Raw genomic sequence first — 22,912 nt, forward strand, 5'->3', positions numbered from 1 at the left:
TTTTCATGACTTGAATCAAAGCTTAAACGGAGATGTCGGTTTACCAAGCCGACAGTGAAACGATGACAGAGATGACACCCGTGACCGAAGCAACCGCCGTTAAGGCCCCCGTTCTGCCGGACGCTCAGACCGTAACCGACGTAAAGCACTGGACCGACAGCCTGTTTTCCTTCAAGGTCTCGCGCCCTGCGTCGCTGCGGTTCCGCTCGGGTGAGTTCGTGATGATCGGTCTGCTGGGCGACAATGGCAAGCCGTTGCTGCGCGCCTATTCGATTGCCTCGCCGTCGTGGGATGAGGAGCTGGAGTTCTACTCGATCAAGGTGCAGGACGGCCCTCTGACCTCGAAACTGCAGCACATCAAGCCCGGCGATCAGATCATCCTGCGGCCTAAACCGGTCGGTACGCTCGTGCATGACGCGCTGCTGCCCGGCAAGCGCCTGTGGTTCTTCGCCACCGGTACCGGCTTTGCGCCCTTCGCCTCGCTGCTGCGCGAACCGCAGACCTATGAGGATTATGACGAGGTCATCATCACCCATACCTGCCGCGAAGTGGCGGAACTGGAATACGGTCGCCAGCTGATCGAAAACATCCGTCAGGATGAATTGCTGGCCGAACTGATTGGCCAAGGCTTTGCCGACAAGATCCGCTACTATCCGACCACCACACGGGAAGAAAGCCCGAAGATGGGCCGCATCACCGACCTGTTGAACGACGGCTCGGTCTTTGCCGAACTGGGCATCGAAGGTGGCATCAAGCCTGAAACCGACCGCGCGATGGTCTGCGGCTCGCTTGCCTTCAATCTGGATATCAAGGAAATCCTCGAAGGGTTTGGCCTGCGCGAAGGTGCCAATTCTGAGCCCAAGGAATTCGTGATCGAAAAGGCTTTTGTCGGCTGATCCCTAAAGCTGGCCGGGATTTCACACCCCGGTCAGCGATTTCCCGTCATAAATCAGGCTTTTTCATGTTTCCCTGAGCTTATGCTGCTTGAAACGCTCTGCGCACCGGTCTAAATTCCGGGCTCGAAATTCTGCAATCATCAAAGGAATGAACCCATAGCCCGCAGACCCCACAACGCGCCGCCGCAAAGAGATACCGGACCGCGCGTCAATGACAAAATCCGTGCCCCCGAAATTCGCCTGATCGGCGCTGAAGGTGAAAATGTCGGGGTGGTTCATCCCGCCAAAGCCATGCAACTTGCCGCAGATGCCGGCCTCGATCTGGTCGAGATTTCGCCCAACGCGAACCCGCCGGTCTGCAAGATCATGGACTTTGGCAAATACAAGTACGAACAGCAGAAACGCGAAAGCGAAGCCCGCAAGAAGCAAAAAGTCATCGAGGTGAAAGAGGTCAAATTCCGGCCCAACACCGACACCCATGACTATGACGTGAAGATGAAGAACGTCTTCAAGTTTCTGGAAAAGGGCGACAAGGTCAAAGTCACTCTGCGCTTCCGTGGTCGTGAGATGGCGCACCAGAATCTGGGCCGCGAGTTGCTGGAACGTGTGGCCGAAGACATCAAGGATCTGGGCAAGGTCGAGAACATGCCCAAGATGGAAGGCCGTCAGATGATCATGATGATCGGCCCGCTGCCGCAGAAGTAATCTGTTATCTCAGCGTGTTTGAAGGCTCCGCCGCTTTGGTCGGGGCCTTTTTCATGCACGGTCGTGTTTGTACCAATGGGCCGCATCACGGAAGTCAAACGCCAGCGAGATCAGGTCGACCACAAGCAGGATAGTCAGAGCGGCAGCATAGCCCGGGCTCAACTCTACGCCGCCCCGCAACAGAAAGGCCACCAACACCACCAGAGGCACCCAGAACACCAGATGCGGTAAAGACATCGCACGCGTCATCCCGCGCGCGGCGACCATGATGGGAATATTCGGCACCATTCCCATCAAGGAAAGCCCGGCCACCCACCAGCCGAAGGGCTGACCGACAAATGCCAGCGGCATGAGGTTCACCGGTACCAGAACGACGGCGACCCAGATTTGTACCCAAAGGGGCAGATCCCGGAAACTGCTCCAGATATCCCGCACCATGATCTTGACCTTCCGACCGTTGTTGCGCCCCAACCCTAGCGAGGTTGTTCCGCGCCGAAAGGTCAGTCACAGGATTGTCAGACCACGCTGTCAATTGCGCGGCCGAGTTTTGTGATCAGTTCGGCGATCTGCGCATCTTCAATGATGAATGGCGGGGCCAGCAGAATGTGGTCCCCATGTTTGCCATCCCGCGTGCCGGACATCGGATAGCAGATCAACCCTTCGGCGAAGGCCGCTTTCTTGATCTTGCCTGCAATACCGCGCGCAGGGTCAAACGGTGCCTTGCTATCCCGGTCCGCGACCAGTTCGATGCCTCGAAACAGACCTCGACCCCGAATGTCGCCCACATTCGGATGCTGGCCGAATGCGGATTCCAAAGCGGATTGCAGCTTTTCCCCCATCACACCCGCACGCGCAGGCAAATCGCGCCCGGTCAGTTCCCGCACCACCGCCAGCGCGGCGGCGGTCGCCACGGGATGGCCGATATAGGTGTGTCCGTGCTGGAAGAACCCCGAGCCGCTTTTGATCGCGTCGTAGATTTTCCCGGTGCACAGCATCGCCCCAATCGGCTGATAACCAGCCCCCAACCCCTTGGCGATGCACAGAATATCCGGTGCAACGCCATCATGATCGCAGGCAAACAAATGACCGGTACGCCCCATGCCGCACATGACTTCGTCCAGAATCAGCAGCACGCCGTACTGATCGCAGATTTCACGAATACGTTTGAAATACCCCTCAACCGCCGGAACAGCGCCCAGAGTTGCACCCACCACCGGCTCCGCCATGAAGGCCATGACTGTGTCGGGGCCCAGCCGCAGAATCTCGTCCTCCAACTCGTTGGCGACGCGTTGGCCGTAGTCAAAGCTGCTCTCGCCCTCGGGCTTTTCGGCGTATTCGTAGCATGGCGCGATATGGGTCATCTCGATCAGCATCGGCGCGAACTGCGCCCTGCGCCACGCGTTTCCCCCCGCCGACAAGGCCCCCAATGTATTGCCATGATAGCTCTGCCGTCGTGCGATCACATGCCGCCGCTCGGGCTGGCCGATCTCCAGAAAATACTGCCGCGCCAGCTTGATCGCCGCCTCGGTTGCCTCGGACCCGCCCGAGACGAAATACACCCGGTCCAAATCGCCGGGCGCATGTTCGATTAGCAAATCAGCCAACCCCTCGGCCGGTTCTGAGGTCATGAACCCGGTATGGGCAAAGGCGATTTGCCCGACCTGGTCCTGCACAGCGTGGATCACGGCGGGGTTGGAATGCCCCAGACAGGACACCGCCGCGTCGCCACAATCCAGATAGCGCTTGCCCTGCGCGTCAATCAGGTAACAGCCATCCCCCGCTGTCGCGACAGGCAGTTCAGATTTTGTATGACGCGGAAACACATGGCTCATTTCATCGTCCTTTCCAGAAGAGAGACCAAAGCGGCCACCGACGCCGCATTATCGACCCACGGCTGACCGTCGGGACCGGTCAGACTGTTTTCGAACCCTACGCGCACGTCCCCGCCACGCAAGGCGGCCTCGGCCAGACACAGATGTTCCTGCGGCCCAAAGGCGCAAACCATCCAAGGCGACGTTGACTGCTGGAACAGGTCAATATCCTGCGGCGCGGACTGCTGATTGGCCGTATATCGCCCCAGAACCAGCAGCCGATCTGTCTGATCGCTGCGCACTATCCCTGCTGTCTGCCAGTCGTCCAGCAATGCAGCATCGCTGGCATCATAGAGGATATGCTGAACCCGCGTCCCCTGCTCGGCGCACAGCCCATAGACCCGATCCGCCATGTCGGGCTGCCGCGCAACCTCGCGCACCGAGATCGACGCCCACTCAGGCCGCACGCCCTGCAGACACTGGAACTGAGCCTGCACCTCAAAGACACCAGCAGCCTCGGTCGTGATCTGCACATCTATCGCGGGGACGGCAGACTGTACCGCCGCGATTGTTTCCAGATACTGCCCAGCGTCCAGCGAATGCCGCCCCTGCGCATTGCGGATATGCAGATGCAGCCCGTTCGCGCCCGCCTCAGAGCAGCTTTGCGCCGCTTTCACAATTTCATCCAAAGAGATTGGAAGCGCCGCATGATCCGCATGCCCCCGCCGCGCCCCGTTCGGAGCGACCAGCACATATGGGCGGGTTCCAGTCTTCATTTGAGTCTCATCAGGGTCCGGCATGTGCCAATCTCCAGTTGCCTACGCCCATCTATCCGCCCCAGCCATGTTTTCTACTTGCCAAATTGAAAACATATGTTTTTCTTTAACCATGCCCACGACACCCAACCAGCTCACCGACCAGTTGCGGCGCGTCATTGATACCATGCCCGCCCAACTTCAGGCCGCCGCCAAATACATCGTCGACCACCCCGGCGATTTTGGCATGGACCCGATCCGTACCACAGCCAGCAAAATTGGCGTCAGCTCGAACGTCCTCGTCCGCCTGGCCCAGCGATTGGGGTTCGACAGTTTCGACGCGTTTCGCCGTCCGTTCCGAGCCGCCCTTGTCACCGACAGCGAAGACCGTCTTAGGCAGGACTGGATAACGCGCCTACGGTCCGAAAGCCCCTTTGGCGCGACACAGGCGGATTTCGCCCAGAACGAACTAAATGTGGTCGCCCGGTCGCTTCGGCAAATTGAACCGGACAAGCTGCAGCAAGCGATTGAGTGCATTCTCAACGCTCGCCGCTGCTTCGTTACTGCCACCCGCGCCAGCTATGCGCTGGCCTATTACTTTCACTACGCCGGCCGCATGGCCCACCCCGGATTGCACCTGATCCCCCGGCATATGGGCTCCGCAATTGACGACCTGCTGCAGGCGGACGAACAGGATTGCCTGCTGGCAGTCACGGTCAGCCCCTACTCTGCCGATACCATCCGGTCCATTCGATTCGCACGGGAGAAAGGTGCACAGATCATCTTGATCTCAGACAGCGACGTCATCGCGCCGGGCACCAAGGCCGACATCTCGTTCCAGATCAGCACACGGTCGCGGCATCACTTTTCAAGCTTCTCTGGTGCAATGGCCGTTCTGGAATGTATGCTGGGCCATCTCTTCGTTGCCGGGGGCGCAGAGGCGCGCGACCGTGTCGAGGACTACCAGAAAGCGCGCGAAGATACCGGGGCCTATTGGCAGCCGAGCAAGCCACCGCGGGTACGTCGCAAGTAAAAAGCCCTGGCTTGCCGGGGCTTTTTGACGATTGCCGTTGCGACTTACAAGCAAGCTTCAACCGCCCGCTTGGTCATGACACTGACCAAATGCGCGCGATAGTCCTTGCTGCCATGCAGGTCGCCGATCATGTTGGCGGAGTTAATGCTCAGCCCCATCAAAGCGTCAGCGCGGAACTCCGTGTTCAGTGCCTGCTCTGCCTCGGACCAGCGGAACACACCGTCCTCGCTGGCCCCTGTCACGGCCACACGCACGCCATCGGCAAAGCGCGCCACGTAAACACCCACCAATGCAAAGCGCGAAGCAGGCTGCAGGAACTTCTGATAGCTCGCCGCCTGCGGCACCGGGAAGCGGACCCAGGTGATGATCTCGCCCTCATCCAGCGCGGTCGAGAACATGCCCTCAAAGAATTCATCCGCCGCAATCTCGCGCTTGTTGGTCACGATAGTCGCGCCCGAGCCCAACACGCCCGCAGGATAACAGGCCGCCGGATCATTATTGGCCACCGAGCCGCCAATGGTGCCGCGGTTGCGCACCGCCGGATCGCCGATCTGCCCCGCCAAAGCCGCCAGCGCCGGATAAGACCTCGCTGCCTCACGCGCCACCGTTGCATGGGTCGTCGCCCCGCCCACCGAGACCGAGCCGTCATCCTCAACACAGACCCCGATCATCTCGGCAATCCCGCTCACGCTGACCAGCACTGATGGTGCCGCCAACCTCTGTTTCAGCGTCGGAATCAGCGTCTGACCGCCCCCCAACGCCTGCGCATCCTCCGACCCCAACGCGGCAACTGCGTCCGCAATGGTCGAGGGCTTCTCAAACTCGAAACTGTACATTTCGCATTTCCTTTCCGAAGAACAAGGATCCGTTCTTCATCTGGCTACAAATATCCCGGGGGTACGTGGGCTGGCCCCCGGTCCTCCCTATCCAACTCAGCTGTTCATCGCTGCCCAGACGCGCGACGGGCTCACCGGCATGTCGATGTGATCCACCGCCTTGCCGCCCGAGTTCAGCGCATCCAGCACCGCATTGACCACCGCAGGCGGTGAGCCAATGGCCCCGGCCTCACCACAGCCCTTCACACCCAAGGGGTTGTGCGTACACGGCGTCTGGCTGGAATGATCGACCCCATAGAAGGGCACATCATCGGCACGCGGCATGGCGTAATCCATGAACGACGCGCTCAGCAGTTGGCCATTCTCGTCATAGGCGCAGTTCTCCAGCATCGCCTGACCGATGCCCTGACCGATGCCGCCATGCACCTGGCCGTCCACGATCATCGGATTGACGATGTTGCCAAAGTCATCCGCCGCGGTGAACGCCTCGATGCTGACTTGACCGGTTTCCGGGTCGACCTCGACCTCGCAGGCATATGCCCCAGCCGGGAAGGTAAAGTTGGCCGGGTCGTAAAACGCGGTCTCCTCCAGCCCCGGCTCGACCTCCAGCGGGTAGTTGTGCGGCACATAGGCCGTCAGGGTCACATCACCCCAGGCCACCGACTTGTCAGTGCCCGCCACGCTGAACTGACCGTCCTTCAGCTCGATATCGGCCTCGGACGCCTCCAGCAGGTGGGCGGCGATCTTCTTGGCCTTGTCTATCACCTTCTCGGTCGCCTTCACCATGGCCGAGCCACAGACCGCCAGTGAGCGCGAGCCATAGGTGCCCATGCCAAACGGGATCTTCGAGGTGTCGCCATGCACGATCTCAACCATCGACTCGTCGATGCCAATCATGTCGGCCACAACCTGCGGGAAGGCGGTCTCATGCCCTTGCCCGTGGCTGTGCGCGCCTACCATGACGCTGATCGAGCCGGTGGCATTCACCCGCACGGTCGCCGCATCGTAAAGACCCGCACGGGCCCCCAGCATGCCAACGATGTTCGAGGGCGCAATGCCACACGCCTCGATATAGCAGTTGATGCCCAGACCTCGCAGCTTGCCCTTGGCCTCGCTTTCCGCACGGCGCGCGGAAAAGCCTGCCAAATCCGCGGCGGCCTCCAGCTTGTCCATCGTCCCGTTATAGTCGCCGGTGTCATAGGTCAGCGCCACCGGCGTGTCATAGGGGAACTGCGTGACAAAGTTCTGGCGGCGCAGGGCAATCGGATCGACGCCCAACTCGCGCGCGGCTTTATCTACGACACGCTCCAGCTGGAACGTCGCCTCGGGCCGGCCCGCGCCGCGATAGGCGTCCACCGGCACCGTGTTGGTGAACATCGCCTTCACATTCACCTGAATGACCGGCGTCTTGTAATTGCCCGCCATCAGCGTGCCGTGCAGCCATGTGGGCACGGAGCTTGAGAAGGTCGACAGATACGCCCCCAGATTGGCAAAGGTGTTGGTCCGCAGCCCGATGAAGTTATTGTCCGCATCCAGCGCTAGTTCGATTTTGCTAACATGATCCCGGCCATGGGCGTCCGACATGAACGCCTCGGACCGGCTGGAGGTCCACTTCACCGGCCGGTTGCAGGCCTTGGCGGCGAAGGTACAGAACGCCTCTTCCGCATAGTGGAAGATCTTGGTGCCAAAACCGCCGCCTACATCCGGGGCCACCACGCGGACCTTGTGCTCGGGCAGGCCCAGAACAAAGGCGCACATCAGCAGGCGGATCACATGCGGGTTCTGCGAGGTGGTAAAGAGCGTGTACTCATCCGTCCCACGCTTGTATTCCCCAACCGCCACGCGCGGCTCCATCGGGTTGGCGACCAGACGGTTGTTCACCAGATCCAGCGTGGTCACATGGGCCGCATTGGCGAAGACCTCGTTGACCTTGGCGTCATCGGCCTCACCCAGCTGCCAATCATAGCAGATGTTGTTCTTCAGATCGTCATGCACCAGCGTCGCGCCCTCTTGGGCTGCGGCCTTCATGTCGATCACTGCGGGCAGTTCTTCGATGTCCACCTCGATCGCCTCGGCCGCATCGCGCGCCTGTTCCAGGCTGTCGGCCACAACGGCGGCAATGGGATCGCCCACATGACGCACTTTACCCTGCGCCAGAATGGGATGCGGAGGCTCCTGCATCGGCGCGCCGTGCTTGTCCGTCACTTCCCAGCCGCAGGGCATGCCCCCCACGCCTTCAAAATCTTTGCCGGTGAACACCTTGACCACGCCCGGCATGGCTTCCGCCGCCGAGGTGTCTACGTTTTTCAAACGGCCATGCGCGATATCCGAGCGCAGGAAATGCACATAGGCCTGTCCGGCCACGTTGATGTCGTCGGTATAGTTGCCTGCTCCGGTCAGAAAGCGCACGTCCTCGCGCCGCTTGGAACTGGCTCCGATGCCACTGTCTTTGGGCATTGCTTGTTCTCCTCCCTGTGGATGCGCGTGCATCCTGTGTCAACCCACGGGCGTCTCCCCCGACGCCCGCAGCGGCATCATTCGGCAGCGATGCTGCCTACGTCCTGACCCGATGCGGCCATGATCGCCTTGACGATATTGTGGTAGCCCGTGCAACGGCACAGGTTGCCTTCCAGATACTTCCGGATTTCCGCTTCCGTCGGGCGCGGGTTATCTTTCAGCAGCGCCGCCGCACTCATCACCATGCCCGGCGTGCAGAACCCGCATTGAAGCCCGTGATGATCCTGAAATGCCTGCTGGATCACATTGAGCGAGCCATCGGCATTCGCTTGTCCTTCAATCGTGCCAACATCGGCCCCGTCGGCCTCGAGCGCCAGCATGTTGCAGGACTTCACTGCTTCGCCGTTCACGTGCACAACGCATGCACCGCATTGCGCCGTGTCACAGCCCACATGCGTCCCTGTCAGCGAAAGGTGGTCGCGCAGAAAGCTGGACAGCAACGTCCGGCCTTCGACATCACCGCTCACGGACTGGCCGTTCACGGTCATTGAGACCTGTGTCATAAGTTCCTCCCATTTCGTGTTTTTGCTTGCCCCGAGTTAAACACGGGAATTTTCGTTTGAGAACAGAAAATTTTGTTTGTTTTTCTTAAGGTTCACGCAACCAACCCCGACCATGTAGCGTACCAAGGCGTTACGGCAATTTGTTGGTGGATTACTTCCTTCTTTGGGCCCGAGGCTGCGGTCTGGTCGGTATCTCCTTTAGCAAACCACCCACGCCCATGCCCGCGATATCGATGGCGGTCGTTTCGATTCCGCACGCGACACGGGACAAAACCCAATCCGCGCCGTTCAAAGCCGGAGACCGCGCGCAGCCCGGCAAACCGATCACAGGGCGATCCGCAAGCTGGCCCAGAAACAACAGGTTCCCCGGGTCAACCGGCATGCCGAACCGATCCACGCGACCTCCGGCCAGACGGACCGCAGCGGGCGCGACATCGTTGACATCCGATGTTGCAGAGCCGGTTAAGATCATCGTCAGATCGCCGCTTGTGTCCGCGACAGCAGCCGACAGTGCATCGGTTCTGTGCGGTACGATTTTGACGTCGCTCAGCTCCATACCCAGCGCCTCTACCCGGCCCCGAATGGCGGCGATTCCCTTTTCATTGGGCGGCCCGCCGGGAATGTCGGTCACGATCAGACCGGCAGTCTGGTAGACCGGGCGGACAAGGCGAACTGAATCGCGGGCAAGCTCTGCGGCGCGCTGAACGTCGTCCTTTGGGACGGCATAGGAGATCACCTTGATCGTCGCGACCATACCCCCAGCACTCATCTGTTGGTACTGGGGGACCGTCGCGACCGTGATCATCGGGTTCACCTGATTGAACCGCTCGATTGCATCCACGTCGAAAACCGAGACGCCCGGCCCGTCGGCCAGCAGGTTTACCCTGCCTGTGAACGCTTCGGTCACGCGCAGATTGGCTGATGCGGCGTCGGGTGTCAGTGCTTCGGCCAGCAGGCGCGCGGCCTCATCCTCATGGCAATCGCCGGGTTCCAGCCGCGCCACTGTGACCTCGGCAATACCGGCATCTGAAAGATGCGCCACATGTTCAGGCGAAAGAGTCAGCCCCTTGCGCAGTTTCTTCCCACCCGCCGTCACCGAATGCGCGAGGATCGCGCCACCGGCATCTGCGACCGGCACCGGACCGAACTTCATGCCTTACCCCGCAGCACTGCCGTCATCTGCGCCAGAATGGCCACTGCAATCTCGGACGGGTCAGCGGCCCCGATGTCCAACCCGATGGGACCATGAATGCGCGCGATTTGGGCGTCACTGAACCCGGCGGATTTCATCCGATCCACACGCTTGGCATGGGTTCGGGTCGACCCCAGCGCGCCGATGTAGAACACGCCTGCCCCCAAAGCCGCCTGCAACGCAGGGTCGTCGAGCTTGGGATCGTGGGTCAGCAAGACCAGCGCCGTTCGCGTGTCCAAACCCAGGCGGGCAACGGCCTCATCCGGCCAGTCGGTCAGGATTTTCTCACCCGGAAACCGGTCATCCGACGCGAATGCTTCGCGCGGGTCCACGATGGCGGGATCATATCCGGCGATCCGCGCCATGGGCACCAAGGCTTGCGCGATATGAACCGCGCCGACGACGATCAGTCGCAGCGGAGGGTTATGTACGGCGACAAAGGTCTGCCCATCCTCTTCAAAACCGGACCGATCCATGCGCAGCCGGTCCTTGTAGGCGTTGCGCCGCAAAGCGCGATGGCCGGTTTCGATATTTACCTCATAGGCCAGAGGCTCGCGCGCCGCCCGCGCTTTGACGAGTTCAGCCAGCATCGGTTCGGGCAGAACCATTCCCACGGGCTCAACAAGCACGCGGATCGTCCCGCCACAGGCCAAACCCACGGCAAACGCGTCTTCGTCGCTGACGCCAAACTCCAACAAGCGCGCCTCACCCTCGTCGATGGCTTCCAGCGCCTCGACAATCACCGCGCCTTCGACGCATCCGCCCGAGACGGACCCTTCGATCCGGCCATCGCCGCCAATCACCAGTTGCGCGCCCACACGCCGTGGCGCACTGCCCCAGGTTTCAACCACGGTGGCAAGGGCAGCATCGCGCCCGGCGCGATACCAGTTCAACGCCGTTTCCGGACTGTTATCGAATCGTTCCATTGAACTCTCCCCGAGTCTTCCGATCCAACATAGGCAGGATTAACGCAATGAAAAGCGGACCAAGGTCCAGGCCGGGCAAACAAGGCCAGTGAATTCGGCGGCAAACGGCCCTTTTCACATTCACATACGCAAAGGATTGATTGTCACCTCACCCGGTTCTAGCCTGCGCTGGCAGCCGGATGATTACCGGACGCGCGCAAAGATCCCCCTTAATCGGAGACAAGACATTGAAACGCATTCTGACACTGGGAACGGCGATTGGCCTTGTGGCCTCGACCACCGCATGGGCTGACACATTCGAACGTTATGGTGAGGTCGAAGGCTGGAAAGTGTTCATCGACAACGAAAAGAAATCCTGCCTTATCGAGGCGGTGGACGATTCTGAAAACGTGGTGCAGATGGGCCTGACCGAAGATCGCGGCGTTGGCTATGTCGGCGTGTTCACCAAGGCCGAAACCAACATCAAGCGCGGCGAGAAAGAGGCCGTGGCGATCCTGCTGGGCGACAACATCTACGTCGGTGAGGCAACGGGGATGAAGGGCAACATAACCAAGGGCTATTCCGGCGGCTATGTGCTGTCAGATGACCCTCAGTTCGCGGATGACATTGCCAACAAGAAGGTGATGATCGTGTTTCCCGAGAAAGAGTTTGCGTTCACCGTTGATCTGACGGGTACCAAGAAAGCCATGGCCATGGCGCGTGAGTGCAACGAAAAGCAGCTTGGCTGAAGTTCAGGCAGAAAGCGCGGAGATCAGCCGCGCTTTCTCGCCCACGTCGTCGGTCCGCGAGATTACGGTCGCGAGATCTTCGAGCGATGCGATCGAGTGACCGGCGCGGAAGCTATCCACATGGGGCAGCATCGCCATCACGCCCTGCGCCTTTGGCGCGAAACCGTCCCAGCGCAGCAAGGGGTTGAGCCAGATCAGTCGGCGAGACGACAGGTACAGGCGCTCCATTGCCTTCGCCAGCGCCTCCGGCTCGCCCCGGTCCAGACCGTCTGAGATCAACAAGACGACCGCGCCCTGCCCCATGACACGCCGCGACCAGTCGCGGTTGAAGGCGTGCAGGCATTCGCCGATGCGGGTACCGCCCTCCCAATCCTGCGCTTCAGCCCCGGCGGCGGCCAACGCGGCATCCACGTCGCGCTGTTGCAGATGGCGGGTGATGTTGGTCAGGCGGGTGCCGAAGGTAAAGGCGTGCACCTTGGCCCAGCCCGCGCCCTTGGCATTCGAGACCGTATGCAGGAAATGCAGGATCAGGCGGCTGTACTGGCTCATTGATCCCGAGATGTCGCAAAGGACGACCAGATTGGGCCAGCGCGGTTTCGGCTTTTGCCGGGCGATATCCCGCAACTCTCCGCCCTGCCGCATGGCAGATCTCAGGGTGCGGGCACGGTCAATGCGATGGCCCAGATGGCTGGCTTGTCCCCTGCGCGACTCGATGGGCTTCACCGGCAGACTCAGTCGCGCTAAAAGGCGTTTGGCCTGCGCGATTTCCGCCGTGCTCATCTGTTCGAAGTCCAGACTGCGCAAGCGTTCCTCGGACGAGGCGGTTTGCAACGCGTCGATGTCCAGTTCTGTACCGCCTTCGTCTTCCGAGGGTTCGGGCAGGTCGCGCTCGACCCCGTCCAGCAACGCTTCGGCGGCGCGTTTTTCGCCAGCGTCGGCTTTACGTTCCTCCTGCACGCCGCGGATGGCGGGCAGCATCATGGACATCATGTGTTCCAGGTAGCGCGGGTCGCGCCAGTAGAGGCGAAAGACCTGCGAAAACACCGTGCGGTGTTCGGGGCGGTTCACGAAACAGGCGTGCAGGGTCCAGTAGAAGTCCCGCTTTTTGGTGAAACCTGCAGCTTGAACGGCGCGGATGGCGTCGACAACGCGGCCCGTGCCGATGGGAAGTCCGGCTTTGCGCAGAGCCCGTGCGAAATGGGTGATGTTTTGCGCCAGCTTCGGGTTGACGGGGATATCGAGCGGGAGTTGTTCTGCCATCAACCGTCATGGGGGCTCTGCCCCCATACCCCCGAAGTATTTTTGAACAGAAGAAGCATCAGGCGGGTTCGAGGTCAGCTTTGGCCTGATCCAGAATGCGTTTGGCCTCGGACCCTTGCAGTTTCTGGATGTCGTCCTGGTATTTGAGGATGGCACCCAGCGTGTCGCCGATCACCTCGGGGCTTAGGTTGATCACGTCGAGCGCCAGCAGGCATTTGGCCCAGTCGATCGTTTCGGCAACGCCGGGTTTCTTGAACAGGTCCTCGGTGCGCAAACGCTGGACAAAGGCGACCACCTCGCGGCTGAGCGCTTCAGCGGCTTCCGGCGCGCGGGCGTGGAGGATTTCGATCTCGCGGTCGAAATCGGGGTAGTCGACCCAATGATAAAGGCAGCGGCGTTTGAGAGCGTCGTGCACCTCGCGTGTGCGATTAGAGGTGACGATAACGACGGGCGGTTCCGGGGCTTTGACGGTGCCCAGTTCGGGGATCGTGACCTGAAAATCGCTGAGCGCTTCCAGCAGGAAGGCCTCAAACGGTTCATCGGTGCGGTCGAGCTCGTCGATCAGCAGGACAGGCGCGCCGTTTTCGTCGGGGCGCATGGCTTGCAGCAAGGGGCGTTCGATCAGGTAGTCGTCCGAGAAAAGTTCGGTTTGCAGCTTGCCGCGATCAGCCCCGCCCGAGGCCTCGGCGGTTCGGATCGCCACCATCTGCGCCGGAAAGTTCCATTCATAGACCGCCGAGGATGCATCCAACCCCTCGTAGCATTGCAGGCGGATCAGGCGGCGGTTCAGGCCGGCGGCCAGAGCTTTGGCTATCTCGGTTTTGCCGACGCCCGCCTCACCTTCTAGAAACAGCGGCCGCCCGAGTTTCAGTGACAGGAATACGACCGTCGCCAGCGCACGCCCGCAGACATAGCCTTGCGCACCCAGCATGGTTTGAACGGCGTCGATGGTGTTTGGCTGCGTCATGATGCTCTCCTCGGGCACAACAGGTCACGATGGCGCGCGCGCGTCAAGACCGGGCCTTTGCAGGGACTTACGACGTTCCGGTCGGTTGACAAGGGGCCGGGTTGAATTCAAGGCCTTTCACCACTGACCGCGCTGTGCTAGCCGGGGGCCATGACCGATACCCTGACGATCCGCCGCCCCGACGACTGGCACTTGCACCTGCGCGACGGCGCGATGTTGCAGGCCGTCCTGCCCGAAACCGCGCGTCATTTCGCCCGCGCGATCATCATGCCGAACCTTGTGCCCCCTGTTGTGACAGGTGCGCAGGCCGCGGCCTATCGCGAGCGTATCATGGCCGCTCTGCCCGACGGAATGACGTTCGAGCCGCTGATGACCCTGTATCTGACTGAAGACACCGACCCCGGTGACATGGCCGCCGCCCATGCCAGCGGTCTGGTCAAGGCGGTCAAGCTGTATCCGGCTGGAGCCACGACAAATTCACATTCGGGTGTGCGGGATTTCGACATGGTGCGGCCGGTGCTTGAGAAGATGGCCGAGATCGGCTTGCCGCTGTGCGTGCATGGTGAGGTCACGGATCTGGAGATCGACATCTTTGATCGCGAGGCGGTGTTCATCGACCGTGTGCTGGACCCAATCCGCAAGGCCACGCCGGGTCTGCGGGTGGTGATGGAGCACATCACGACCCGCGACGGGGTTGAGTACGTCAAAGCCAACGACACCGACCTAGGCGCGACGATCACGGCGCATCACCTGATCATCAACCGCAACCACATTCTGGTCGGTGGGATCAAACCGCACTACTACTGCCTGCCGGTCGCCAAGCGGGAAGAGCATCGGCTTGCGTTGCTGGCCGCTGCGACCGCGGGCGATGCAAGGTATTTCCTGGGCACGGACAGCGCGCCGCATACGGATGAAAACAAGGAAATGGCCTGTGGATGTGCCGGTTGTTTTACGGCGACCAACACCATGTCATTGCTGGCCGAGATGTTCGACCGAGAGGGCGCGTTGGACAAGTTGGAAGGCTTTGCCTCGCTGAACGGTCCGGAGTTTTATCGCATGCCAGTGAACGACGAGACACTGACCCTGACCAAGGGCGATCCGGTCGCATATCCGGCCAAGATCGAGACCGGGGACGGGCCGGTCACGGTATTTGATCCGGGCTTCCCGCTGCACTGGCGTGTGTCTTAACCCGACAGCATTTTGGCCAGATCGCGGGCGCGGCCTCCGGTGCGGAGCATCGACCAGATCGCGTCAGCTTCATTGCCTCCGATCAGCTTGGCGGCCTTGCCACGCACGCGATCCTCGCGATCCGCAAGCGACATGGGGGCCAGCAGGTCATGGGTCGCCTCAAGGCGCGCGCCGTCGCGGCGTAGCAGGGACACGTGCGCCTGCGTCTCAGACAGGCTTTCGTCCGCCTCAACCGTTATGCGGTCCCGCAGGGACTGAATGCGCGGGTTGGCGCAGTTTTTTTCCGAATAGCTGCTTGGTAAGGCGGTATCGAACCCCAAAGCCTGCATGGCGATCACCGTGCGGTACGAGAATTTGGCCCCCAGCCCGGTGGTCGGAGACATCTGATTGCAGACGCTCATCCAGCGCGGATGGGTTTTGATCTTGATCTCGGCCACTTCGGGTTCTGCGATATCCAGTTCCCGCGCGGCCTCCAGCGCCGCATGCAATCCGTGGCAGCAGGCGTGGAATTTATGGCTAACGGATTCGAACAGCCAGTCCTCGCCCAGCCCATCCAGCGCGGCATCTACATCTTGGGCCCCCTTATGGGTGGCCCCAAAGCCATACTGCCCCTCAAGCGCATCGGCGTTTGGTTCGAAACCGCGCTGAATCAACGCGGCGGCCTCGACCCCGGCGGATGCGGCGAGACCGGCGTTGTAGGGTTTTCCCATCGTGCCGAATTGGGCCTTCAAACCCGCCGCGCGCGTAGCGGTTAGGCCCAGAACCTGCCGCATCTGATCAGCGTTGAACCCAAGTATTCGCCCCACGGCAACCGCCGAGCCAAAAGCCCCTGCGGTGGCAGTCTGGTGAAAACCGGCCTGATAGTGGCCACGTCCGAGCCACAGACCGATGCGGATCGAGACCTCCATCCCGACCAAAGCCGCCTCAAGGAAATCGACGAGGATCCGGTCGTCCCATTCGCTGACGGCCAGCGTGGCGGGTAAAACGGCGACCGACGGGTGGCCGATATGGGCAAAGTGGGTGTCGTCATAATCCAGCGCGTGCGATACTGTGCCATTCACCAGCGCCGCCGTGCGCAAAGGCGCGGCCCCGTGCCCGAACAGATGCGCCTGCGGGGTTCCGCCTTCGTCCAGTACCATCTGACGCACGGTGATTGAGACGGGTTCAGCTTCCCCGGCCCGCCCCACGGCGATCCAGTCCAGCGCGGACAGGGATGTCACGACCCGCGCCTGAGCAGAGGTCGAAACAGGACCCGCAGCAAAGGCGGCCAAAGATGTGGTCAAATCACTCATAAGGCGCAGTCTAGCGCGCGCCAAAAGCTGGTAAAGACTTAGCTGTAAAGATCGGCGGCCCGGGCTTCGAACGCGCGGACGATCCGTTGCATGGCCTCGTTGAAGACAACGCCGATGATGCCCTGCAGAATGGCGTTTTTAAATTCGAAATCCACGTGGAACGAGATGTTGCAACCGCCATCCGGCGCGTCCTCGAACTGCCAGTCGGATTTCATGTATTTGAACGGGCCGTCCAGATACTCGGTGTCGATTTTCTTTTGGCCGGGGAACAGAGTCACCCGGCTGCCGAAGCGCTCGCGGAAGACTTTGAAGGAAATGACCAGATCGGCCTCCATCACCTGCGCGTCGCCCGCGTCATAAGTTCGGCGAATGCGGGCAGCCGCGCACCAGGGCAGGAACTGTGGGTATTTCGCCACGTCGGCCACCAATTCATACATCTGCTGGGCGGTGTATGGCAGGTGGCGTGTTTCCGAATGGATAGGCATGGCGATCAGGCATTTACAGGTGACAATGGCGCGTCATGTCGTATGTTGCGCGCCAAAGATCAAGGGGGCTGTGATGAGTGACCGCGCATATGTGATAGATGAGATGATCTCGGCCAAGGCTATCGCCGCCCGGATCGAGGAGTTGTGCCGGGAAATCACGGGTGAGTTCGGCGGCACCGACAAGCTGGTTGTCGTCGGTCTGTTGCGGGGCAGCTTTGTCTTTATCGCCGATCTGGTGCGCGAGTTGGACCTGCCGATCGAGGTGGATTTTCTTGAGGCGTCCTCTTACGGCGATTCGATGGAGAGCAGCCGGGAAGTGCGTATTCTCAAGGACTTGCGCGGCGCAATTGAAGGGCGAGATGTGCTGGTTGTCGAGGATATTGTCGATACTGGCCACACGCTGAACCACGTCACGAACCTGCTGCGCAGCCGCAAACCGGCCCGTCTGAAATCCATCGCTCTGCTGGATAAACCCAGCCGTCGCGAGGTCGATTTCCGCTCGGACTGGATCGGGTTTGAGATTCCGGATGAATTTGTCGTGGGGTACGGCATCGACTACGCGCAGCGAAATCGCAACCTGCCTTTCATCGGCAAGGTCAGATTTACCGAGGAATAGATGGACCCTCGCCACCTGATCCGCATGTCCCGATGGGCCCGGAACCCGCCCTCGGAAAGACGGGTGCTGTTGGTGATTTGCGCGATAGTGATCTGCCTGATGATCGCCGGGGTCGAATACATGGGATGGTGGCCGGACTGGGCGACCGGAGAAGAAATCCGCGCACCGCGCTGATTTTGCTAACCTAAAACCTGTCGGATGGCGGACAGAAACACCCCGGTCCCGATGGGAATAAGCGCGTCGGGGAAGTCGTAATCCGGGTTGTGCAATTGCGGATGGTCGCGCCCCGCGCCAAGCCAGAACATCGCCGTTTTGGCTCCCTTGCCGAATTGCCCGAAATCCTCGGAGAACCTTTGCGGGTCCGAGGTCAGGGTGCAGGGAACATCTCGGTCGGCGCAGGCGTCGGCCAGAATGCTCACAGCCTCGGGGTGATTGGTGCAGGCCTCGAACACATCGTCGTAGGTGATGTCGAAAGTCAGCGTCTCGGCCTTGGCGACCCGGGCAACCAGCGCTTCGGCATCGGCAATCAGCGCGGTCATGCGGGCGTCCGACACGGTGCGCAGCGTGACCCAGAGTTCGGCTTTTCCGGGGGCAACGCCAAAGGTCCGCTCTCCCAAACCGGCATGGGTCACGGTGGTCAGGGCATAGTCTTGACCCAGCGGTCCACCCTGCCCCAAATCACTTAGACCGGGGACGAGTTGCGACAGCGCCCCCGCCGGAGACACCCCATCCTGCGGCGCCGCCGCGTGGGACGTCTTGCCGGTCAACCCAATCCGCATCCCGCGCGACGCGCAGTTGGTTGCCGCTTGGCACAGTTCCACCGCACCCATGTCCAACCCCGGCAGATTGTGCAGGGAAAACACATAGTCGGGGGCAATCTGGGTAAATTTCGGATCGGCGCGAAAGGCGATGGCCCCTTTCCCGGTTTCTTCAGCGGGTTGAAAGATCAGGACCACGCGCCCGGTCTTGGGGCGGGCCTTGCCCAACGCCTCGGCCACTCCGAGTACCATCGTCATATGGCCGTCATGTCCGCACAGATGCCCCTTGCCGGGGATGCGGGACACATAAGGCGCGACCGAAATCTCCTGAATCGGCAACCCGTCCAATTCACACCGGATACCCACGCTCGGGCCACTTTGCCCGCTTTCGAAAACCGCAGCTACGCCATGCCCGCCAATTCCGGTCAGGACCAGATCAGCACCGGCGCGCTGCAAAAGACCGGCAACGCGCGCGGCGGTTTGTTCTTCAAAACCAGAAAGTTCGGGCTGCTGGTGCAGTTCGTGGCGCAGGCCGGTCAGCCGAGCAATTGCGTTAGGCGTCACGCCTGCCCCAGCTTCTCTTGCCGTGCGGCGCGCAGCCGGGCGAAGTCATCGCCTGCATGGTAAGACGACCGCGTCAGAGGCGTGGCCGAAACCATCAGGAAGCCTTTGCCATAGGCGGCCTTTTCGTACGACGCAAACTCTTCGGGTGTCACGAAACGGTCAACGCCGTGATGCTTGGGCGTCGGCTGCAGGTACTGGCCGATGGTCAGAAAGTCGATATCGGCGGCGCGCATGTCGTCCATCACTTGGCGGACCTGCTGTTCATCCTCTCCCAGACCGACCATGATCCCGGATTTGGTGAAGATCGACGGGTCCTGTTCCTTGACCCGCTGCAACAGGCGCAGCGAGTGGAAATACCGCGCGCCGGGGCGAACTTGGGGGTACAGGCCCGGGATGGTTTCAAGGTTGTGGTTGAACACGTCCGGCTTCGCCTCGACAACCGTTTCCAGAACCGAAGGATCGCATTTCAGGAAGTCCGGCGTGAGGATTTCGATTGTCGTTTTGGGCGAACGGTGCCGGATCGCGCGGATGGTCTGAGCGAAGTGATCCGCGCCGCCATCCTCAAGATCGTCGCGGTCGACCGAGGTGATCACCACATGGTTAAGGCCCAGCTTCTCAACCGCATGCGCAACCCGGCCCGGTTCGAACACGTCAAGCGCATCTGGGCGGCCTGTGGCGATGTTGCAGAAGGTGCAGCCGCGCGTACAAATCTCGCCCATGATCATCATGGTGGCGTGTCCCTGGCTCCAGCACTCGCCCACATTGGGGCATCCCGCTTCTTCGCAGACCGTCACCAGATTGTTGTCGCGCATGATCCGGCGCGTGTCGGCATAGCCTTTGCCGCCGGGGGCCTTGACCCGAATCCAGTTCGGCTTTTTCGGCTGCGCATTGTCCGGGCGATGCGCTTTTTCCGGGTGGCGTTGCTCGGGAATCTTGAGGTCTCGCACGGGCAGTTTTCCTGACTTTGGGTCAACTTTGGGTTCCCTTAACATAAACACATCGCTTCACGTACACCAGTGACGCATAGCCGCTATGCAGAGAGGCCGTGCAGGCGCGGTGAAATCATCGCTAAAAATCTTAATTTAAATAATTTTCTTAATCGTTTGAGTAAAAGAAAAGGAACTTTGCGGATGCAGCATATCTGCGATTGAAGGCCTTTTATTGCTGTTTTAAGTCACGTCCAAACACCACTGAATCACAGGAGCTTGTACATGAAATCCGACACCAAACTGCCTGACGTGACCTTCCACACCCGCGTGCGCGATGACGCGATCGAGGGGCCCAACCCCTTCCGCTGGGAAGACAAGACAACTGCCGACTATTTTGCTGGCAAGCGCGTGATCCTGTTCTCGCTGCCGGGTGCGTTCACACCCACATGCTCGACGTACCAGTTGCCGGGTTTTGAGAATGGGTATGCCGATTTCACCGCCAAAGGCATTGATGAAATCTACTGCATGTCCGTCAATGACAGCTTCGTCATGAACAAATGGGCGCAGGATCAGGGCCTGAAGAACGTCAAGGTGATCCCCGATGGGTCGGGCGAGTTCACCCGCAAGATGGGTATGCTGGTCGACAAGGACAATCTGGGTTTCGGCATGCGTTCCTGGCGGTATGCGGCCATCGTCAACAACGGCGTTGTCGAGGCATGGTTCGAAGAGCCCGGCCTAATGGATAACTGCCCAGAGGACCCCTATGGCGTGTCCTCGCCGGAGACCCTGATGAAGCATCTGGAACAGGCGGTTGAGCCTGAACTGGCCTGAGCCTTATCGACCAAAGGCCCGCGTTCAGCGGGCCTTTTTCATGTGCGGGTGGCGGCTACGATCTCTTCGCCGACATCCCGGATCACCTGCGCCAGCCGGTCCGTCCATTCGTCGTCACCAGTTGACGCCCGACGCACAAGACCAACCGTCCGCGCGGGCTGAGGCGCACCGAACCGCAGCAGCTTTAAGCCCGAAACGGCCTCGGATTCCGACCGCGCCGCCAGTTCGGGCATCAGGGTCAGGCCGAAGCCCTCGGCGACAAGGCGAGACAAGGTGGCCAGGGACGATGCCCCCATGTTGATCTGCCCGCTGCTGCGATCTTGCCCGCAGACCTCAAGCGCCTGATCGGTCAGGCAATGGCCGTCTTCCAATAGCATCAGTTGCGCTGATTTCAGGTCCAGAGGCCGCAAAACATCCGGGCTGCTGGTCAGTTTCTTCAAACGCGCCGCGCTGCCCGCGATCAGGAAGTGGTCCTGGAACAGCGGGATTTCGCGAAACTCTGACCCACCGGCAGGCAGAGCCAATACGGCGGCATCAATCTCACCGCCCTGCAGCAGCGACAGCAGGGTTTCAGTCCGCGCCTCGCGGATTTGGACCCGCAGTGACACGTCCCCTGCCCGCAATCCGGCCAGAACGCCGGGCAGCAGGTAAGGCGCGATGGTCGGAATGATTCCGATCGACAAGGACCGATGACCGCCGGAATGATCCCGCGCGAACTGATCCAGCCGGTCCGCAGCCCCCAGCACCTTCCGCGCATGGTCCAGAACATCGCGCCCCAGCGGCGTCAGCAGGATGTCACGGGCCTGACGTTCGAACAGAACGCCGCCCAGAACTTCTTCCAGCGTTTTGATCTGAACTGACAGCGCCGGTTGTGAGACATGGCAGGCCTGCGCCGCGCGTCCAAAGTTGCGGTGTTCGGCAACGGCTCGGAAATACTGCAATTGGCGGAGCGTGAAATTCATAACCATTGATTATCACTTCCAGCGCCAATCGCAAGGCAACCTAATCGCCGGATCAACCGATCATGCGATCCATCTCAGTCTGTTCTTGATAGTGGCGCTTGAGGCGCTGCAAGGCGATGCGCAACACAATCTTGCCCGACCGCGCCGACCATCCCATGCGCTTTTCCGCAAGCTCCAGCCCCTCAAGGTAGCAACAACACCGCAGGGCCACATCGCTCAACCCCGGTCCGAGGTCGGATAAGGCGCGCGACACCCGATCCCGCGCGTTCGAGGACCCGCGCCCGCCGTGCGATTCACTGTCGAAATTGCCTCGCCCGCCCGCGGTCAGGAATCTGTCCCAGTTCTGCGCGACCTGAGGGCCAATCTGCGCAAGCTCAAAGTCTTCGCGCAGGCGCTCACCGGCGCTGACCAGCGTTTCATCCAGAAACGGTTTCCCATCCCGATCCCGCCTGCGCGCCAAAGCGATCAGAGGGCTTTCCGCAGCGCTATACCGAATACGCCGCGCCCGATCGTTCTGGGGCACTAACCCTTGCGGCTGGAACGGCGTCTGGGCGTCCGCCATGCCGAATTCGTTCCGGCTGCGCGCTTTGTTTTCGGCCTTGGCCACCAACTGGCTCAGCGCCGTCCGGCCCGAAGATGAAATCCTGTACCGGGAAATGCGCCCCGGATTGTCGCAAGAAATCCAGTCCTGCAGCGCCAAAGCCTGCGCGATGTGACAATCGACAACGGCGGTTTTCGTGGCCCCGGCCTTGCCCGTGTCGCGCACGACTACGGCCTTGTCCATATCCTCGGCCACAGCCAGAACCGACCCGGTCTCGCACAGGCGGCGCAGAACGCGCAGCGCTTCGCGGTCGAACTGTTCCTCTACGTCTTCGGGCTGGCAGGAATAGTCCGGCTGCTTTTCTGCCAGCGAAAAATGCGTTTCGGCCAGCGATTGCAAAGCAGCATCTACAAGCGGGTCGTCACGCCGCATTTCGATACGACGAATTTGTCTGAGGATGGTCGATGCATGGCACCCCGCCGATCTTGCGATATCGCGGATCGACCGACCGGCCTCGGTATGCGCGAGATACCTCTGCGCGCCTTCTGGAACCCACGCCGGAATGGTGAAAGCCATGTTATTTTCCATATTTATTTGCCCTCGTCGACAAAACAGAC

The 22,912-nt window shown here is 60.8% G+C and carries 24 protein-coding genes; 8 read left to right on the forward strand and 16 right to left on the reverse strand.

What is annotated here, in order from left to right:
• The first annotated feature begins 62 nt into the window (after nt 1-62).
• Nucleotides 63-896 (forward strand): ferredoxin--NADP reductase, encoded by an 834-nt coding sequence (locus ACR0NJ_RS10225; protein ID WP_480817019.1) that lies wholly within the window; start codon nt 63-65, stop codon nt 894-896.
• Between the two features lie 243 nt (nt 897-1,139).
• On the forward strand, nt 1,140-1,601 hold the full coding sequence (gene infC, locus ACR0NJ_RS10230; RefSeq protein WP_480817083.1) for a translation initiation factor IF-3: 462 nt from the start codon (nt 1,140-1,142) through the stop codon (nt 1,599-1,601).
• Nucleotides 1,602-1,652: 51 nt separating this feature from the next.
• Here infC and ACR0NJ_RS10235 read toward each other — a convergent pair whose 3' ends face one another.
• From ACR0NJ_RS10235 to ACR0NJ_RS10245, 3 genes are all read right to left on the reverse strand, one after another.
• Complete coding sequence (locus ACR0NJ_RS10235; protein ID WP_480817020.1) at nt 1,653-2,039, reverse strand: hypothetical protein; 387 nt, start codon at nt 2,037-2,039, stop codon at nt 1,653-1,655.
• A 77-nt stretch (nt 2,040-2,116) separates the two neighbouring features.
• Nucleotides 2,117-3,433 carry an aspartate aminotransferase family protein gene (locus tag ACR0NJ_RS10240; RefSeq protein ID WP_480817021.1) on the reverse strand — a complete coding sequence of 439 codons (1,317 nt, stop codon included), beginning with the start codon at nt 3,431-3,433 and terminating at the stop codon, nt 2,117-2,119.
• Nucleotides 3,430-4,188 (reverse strand): beta-keto acid cleavage family enzyme, encoded by a 759-nt coding sequence (locus ACR0NJ_RS10245; protein ID WP_480817022.1) that lies wholly within the window; start codon nt 4,186-4,188, stop codon nt 3,430-3,432. The genes ACR0NJ_RS10240 and ACR0NJ_RS10245 overlap by 4 nt, the downstream gene beginning before the upstream one ends.
• Before the next feature lie 112 nt (nt 4,189-4,300).
• On the opposite strand from ACR0NJ_RS10245, the gene ACR0NJ_RS10250 reads away from it, so the two are divergent.
• The gene (locus ACR0NJ_RS10250) at nt 4,301-5,200 is read left to right on the forward strand and encodes a MurR/RpiR family transcriptional regulator (RefSeq protein ID WP_480817023.1); all 900 of its coding nucleotides are present in this window, start codon (nt 4,301-4,303) and stop codon (nt 5,198-5,200) included.
• Between the two features lie 44 nt (nt 5,201-5,244).
• Here ACR0NJ_RS10250 and ACR0NJ_RS10255 read toward each other — a convergent pair whose 3' ends face one another.
• From ACR0NJ_RS10255 to ACR0NJ_RS10275, 5 genes are all read right to left on the reverse strand, one after another.
• Nucleotides 5,245-6,036, reverse strand: coding sequence for an FAD binding domain-containing protein (locus tag ACR0NJ_RS10255; protein WP_480817024.1), 792 nt, complete (start codon nt 6,034-6,036; stop codon nt 5,245-5,247).
• A gap of 96 nt (nt 6,037-6,132) precedes the next feature.
• On the reverse strand, nt 6,133-8,493 hold the full coding sequence (locus tag ACR0NJ_RS10260; RefSeq protein WP_480817025.1) for a xanthine dehydrogenase family protein molybdopterin-binding subunit: 2,361 nt from the start codon (nt 8,491-8,493) through the stop codon (nt 6,133-6,135).
• A 77-nt stretch (nt 8,494-8,570) separates the two neighbouring features.
• Nucleotides 8,571-9,056, reverse strand: coding sequence for a (2Fe-2S)-binding protein (locus tag ACR0NJ_RS10265; RefSeq protein WP_480817026.1), 486 nt, complete (start codon nt 9,054-9,056; stop codon nt 8,571-8,573).
• A gap of 151 nt (nt 9,057-9,207) precedes the next feature.
• Nucleotides 9,208-10,209 (reverse strand): molybdopterin-binding protein, encoded by a 1,002-nt coding sequence (locus ACR0NJ_RS10270; RefSeq protein ID WP_480817027.1) that lies wholly within the window; start codon nt 10,207-10,209, stop codon nt 9,208-9,210.
• Complete coding sequence (locus ACR0NJ_RS10275) at nt 10,206-11,174, reverse strand: XdhC family protein (RefSeq protein WP_480817028.1); 969 nt, start codon at nt 11,172-11,174, stop codon at nt 10,206-10,208. The genes ACR0NJ_RS10270 and ACR0NJ_RS10275 overlap by 4 nt, the downstream gene beginning before the upstream one ends.
• A 227-nt stretch (nt 11,175-11,401) precedes the next feature.
• Between ACR0NJ_RS10275 and ACR0NJ_RS10280 the strand changes: the two genes are divergently transcribed.
• The gene (locus ACR0NJ_RS10280) at nt 11,402-11,902 is read left to right on the forward strand and encodes a hypothetical protein (protein ID WP_480817029.1); all 501 of its coding nucleotides are present in this window, start codon (nt 11,402-11,404) and stop codon (nt 11,900-11,902) included.
• Between the two features lie 3 nt (nt 11,903-11,905).
• On the opposite strand, the gene ACR0NJ_RS10285 is transcribed toward ACR0NJ_RS10280, so the two are convergent.
• Together ACR0NJ_RS10285 and ACR0NJ_RS10290 are read right to left on the reverse strand one after the other, a co-directional pair.
• Entirely contained in the window at nt 11,906-13,162 is a 1,257-nt protein-coding gene (locus ACR0NJ_RS10285) for a vWA domain-containing protein (protein WP_480817030.1), read from the reverse strand.
• Nucleotides 13,163-13,220: 58 nt separating this feature from the next.
• The gene (locus ACR0NJ_RS10290; RefSeq protein WP_480817031.1) at nt 13,221-14,129 is read right to left on the reverse strand and encodes an AAA family ATPase; all 909 of its coding nucleotides are present in this window, start codon (nt 14,127-14,129) and stop codon (nt 13,221-13,223) included.
• Nucleotides 14,130-14,279: 150 nt separating this feature from the next.
• Between ACR0NJ_RS10290 and pyrC the strand changes: the two genes are divergently transcribed.
• Complete coding sequence (gene pyrC, locus ACR0NJ_RS10295; protein ID WP_480817032.1) at nt 14,280-15,317, forward strand: dihydroorotase; 1,038 nt, start codon at nt 14,280-14,282, stop codon at nt 15,315-15,317.
• Here pyrC and ACR0NJ_RS10300 read toward each other — a convergent pair.
• Nucleotides 15,314-16,609, reverse strand: coding sequence for an MmgE/PrpD family protein (locus ACR0NJ_RS10300; RefSeq protein WP_480817033.1), 1,296 nt, complete (start codon nt 16,607-16,609; stop codon nt 15,314-15,316). The genes pyrC and ACR0NJ_RS10300 overlap by 4 nt on opposite strands.
• Nucleotides 16,610-16,647: 38 nt before the next feature.
• Nucleotides 16,648-17,094 carry a type II toxin-antitoxin system RatA family toxin gene (locus tag ACR0NJ_RS10305; RefSeq protein ID WP_480817034.1) on the reverse strand — a complete coding sequence of 149 codons (447 nt, stop codon included), beginning with the start codon at nt 17,092-17,094 and terminating at the stop codon, nt 16,648-16,650.
• Between the two features lie 73 nt (nt 17,095-17,167).
• Here ACR0NJ_RS10305 and hpt point away from each other — a divergent pair, with 73 nt between their 5' ends.
• Nucleotides 17,168-17,710: a hypoxanthine phosphoribosyltransferase gene (gene hpt, locus ACR0NJ_RS10310; RefSeq protein ID WP_480817035.1), complete on the forward strand. Its 543-nt coding sequence runs from the start codon at nt 17,168-17,170 to the stop codon at nt 17,708-17,710.
• Nucleotides 17,711-17,884 (forward strand): hypothetical protein, encoded by a 174-nt coding sequence (locus ACR0NJ_RS10315; RefSeq protein WP_480817036.1) that lies wholly within the window; start codon nt 17,711-17,713, stop codon nt 17,882-17,884.
• 5 nt (nt 17,885-17,889) lie between these two features.
• On the opposite strand, the gene ACR0NJ_RS10320 is transcribed toward ACR0NJ_RS10315, so the two are convergent.
• Nucleotides 17,890-19,032 (reverse strand): amidohydrolase, encoded by a 1,143-nt coding sequence (locus tag ACR0NJ_RS10320; RefSeq protein WP_480817037.1) that lies wholly within the window; start codon nt 19,030-19,032, stop codon nt 17,890-17,892.
• The gene (gene lipA / locus ACR0NJ_RS10325; RefSeq protein ID WP_480817038.1) at nt 19,029-19,979 is read right to left on the reverse strand and encodes a lipoyl synthase; all 951 of its coding nucleotides are present in this window, start codon (nt 19,977-19,979) and stop codon (nt 19,029-19,031) included. Before lipA ends, ACR0NJ_RS10320 begins: the two co-directional genes overlap by 4 nt.
• Nucleotides 19,980-20,243: 264 nt before the next feature.
• Between lipA and ACR0NJ_RS10330 the strand changes: the two genes are divergently transcribed.
• Nucleotides 20,244-20,792, forward strand: a complete 549-nt coding sequence (locus tag ACR0NJ_RS10330) for a redoxin family protein (protein WP_480817039.1) — start codon at nt 20,244-20,246, stop codon at nt 20,790-20,792.
• 38 nt (nt 20,793-20,830) lie between these two features.
• Here ACR0NJ_RS10330 and ACR0NJ_RS10335 read toward each other — a convergent pair whose 3' ends face one another.
• A complete protein-coding gene (locus tag ACR0NJ_RS10335) occupies nt 20,831-21,754 on the reverse strand; it encodes a LysR substrate-binding domain-containing protein (protein ID WP_480817040.1) in 924 nt (307 codons plus the stop codon).
• Nucleotides 21,755-21,806: 52 nt separating this feature from the next.
• Nucleotides 21,807-22,883, reverse strand: coding sequence for a DUF6456 domain-containing protein (locus tag ACR0NJ_RS10340; RefSeq protein WP_480817041.1), 1,077 nt, complete (start codon nt 22,881-22,883; stop codon nt 21,807-21,809).
• Nucleotides 22,884-22,912 lie beyond the last annotated feature (29 nt).

The sequence above is a fragment of the Ruegeria sp. F11 genome, assembly GCF_056533855.1.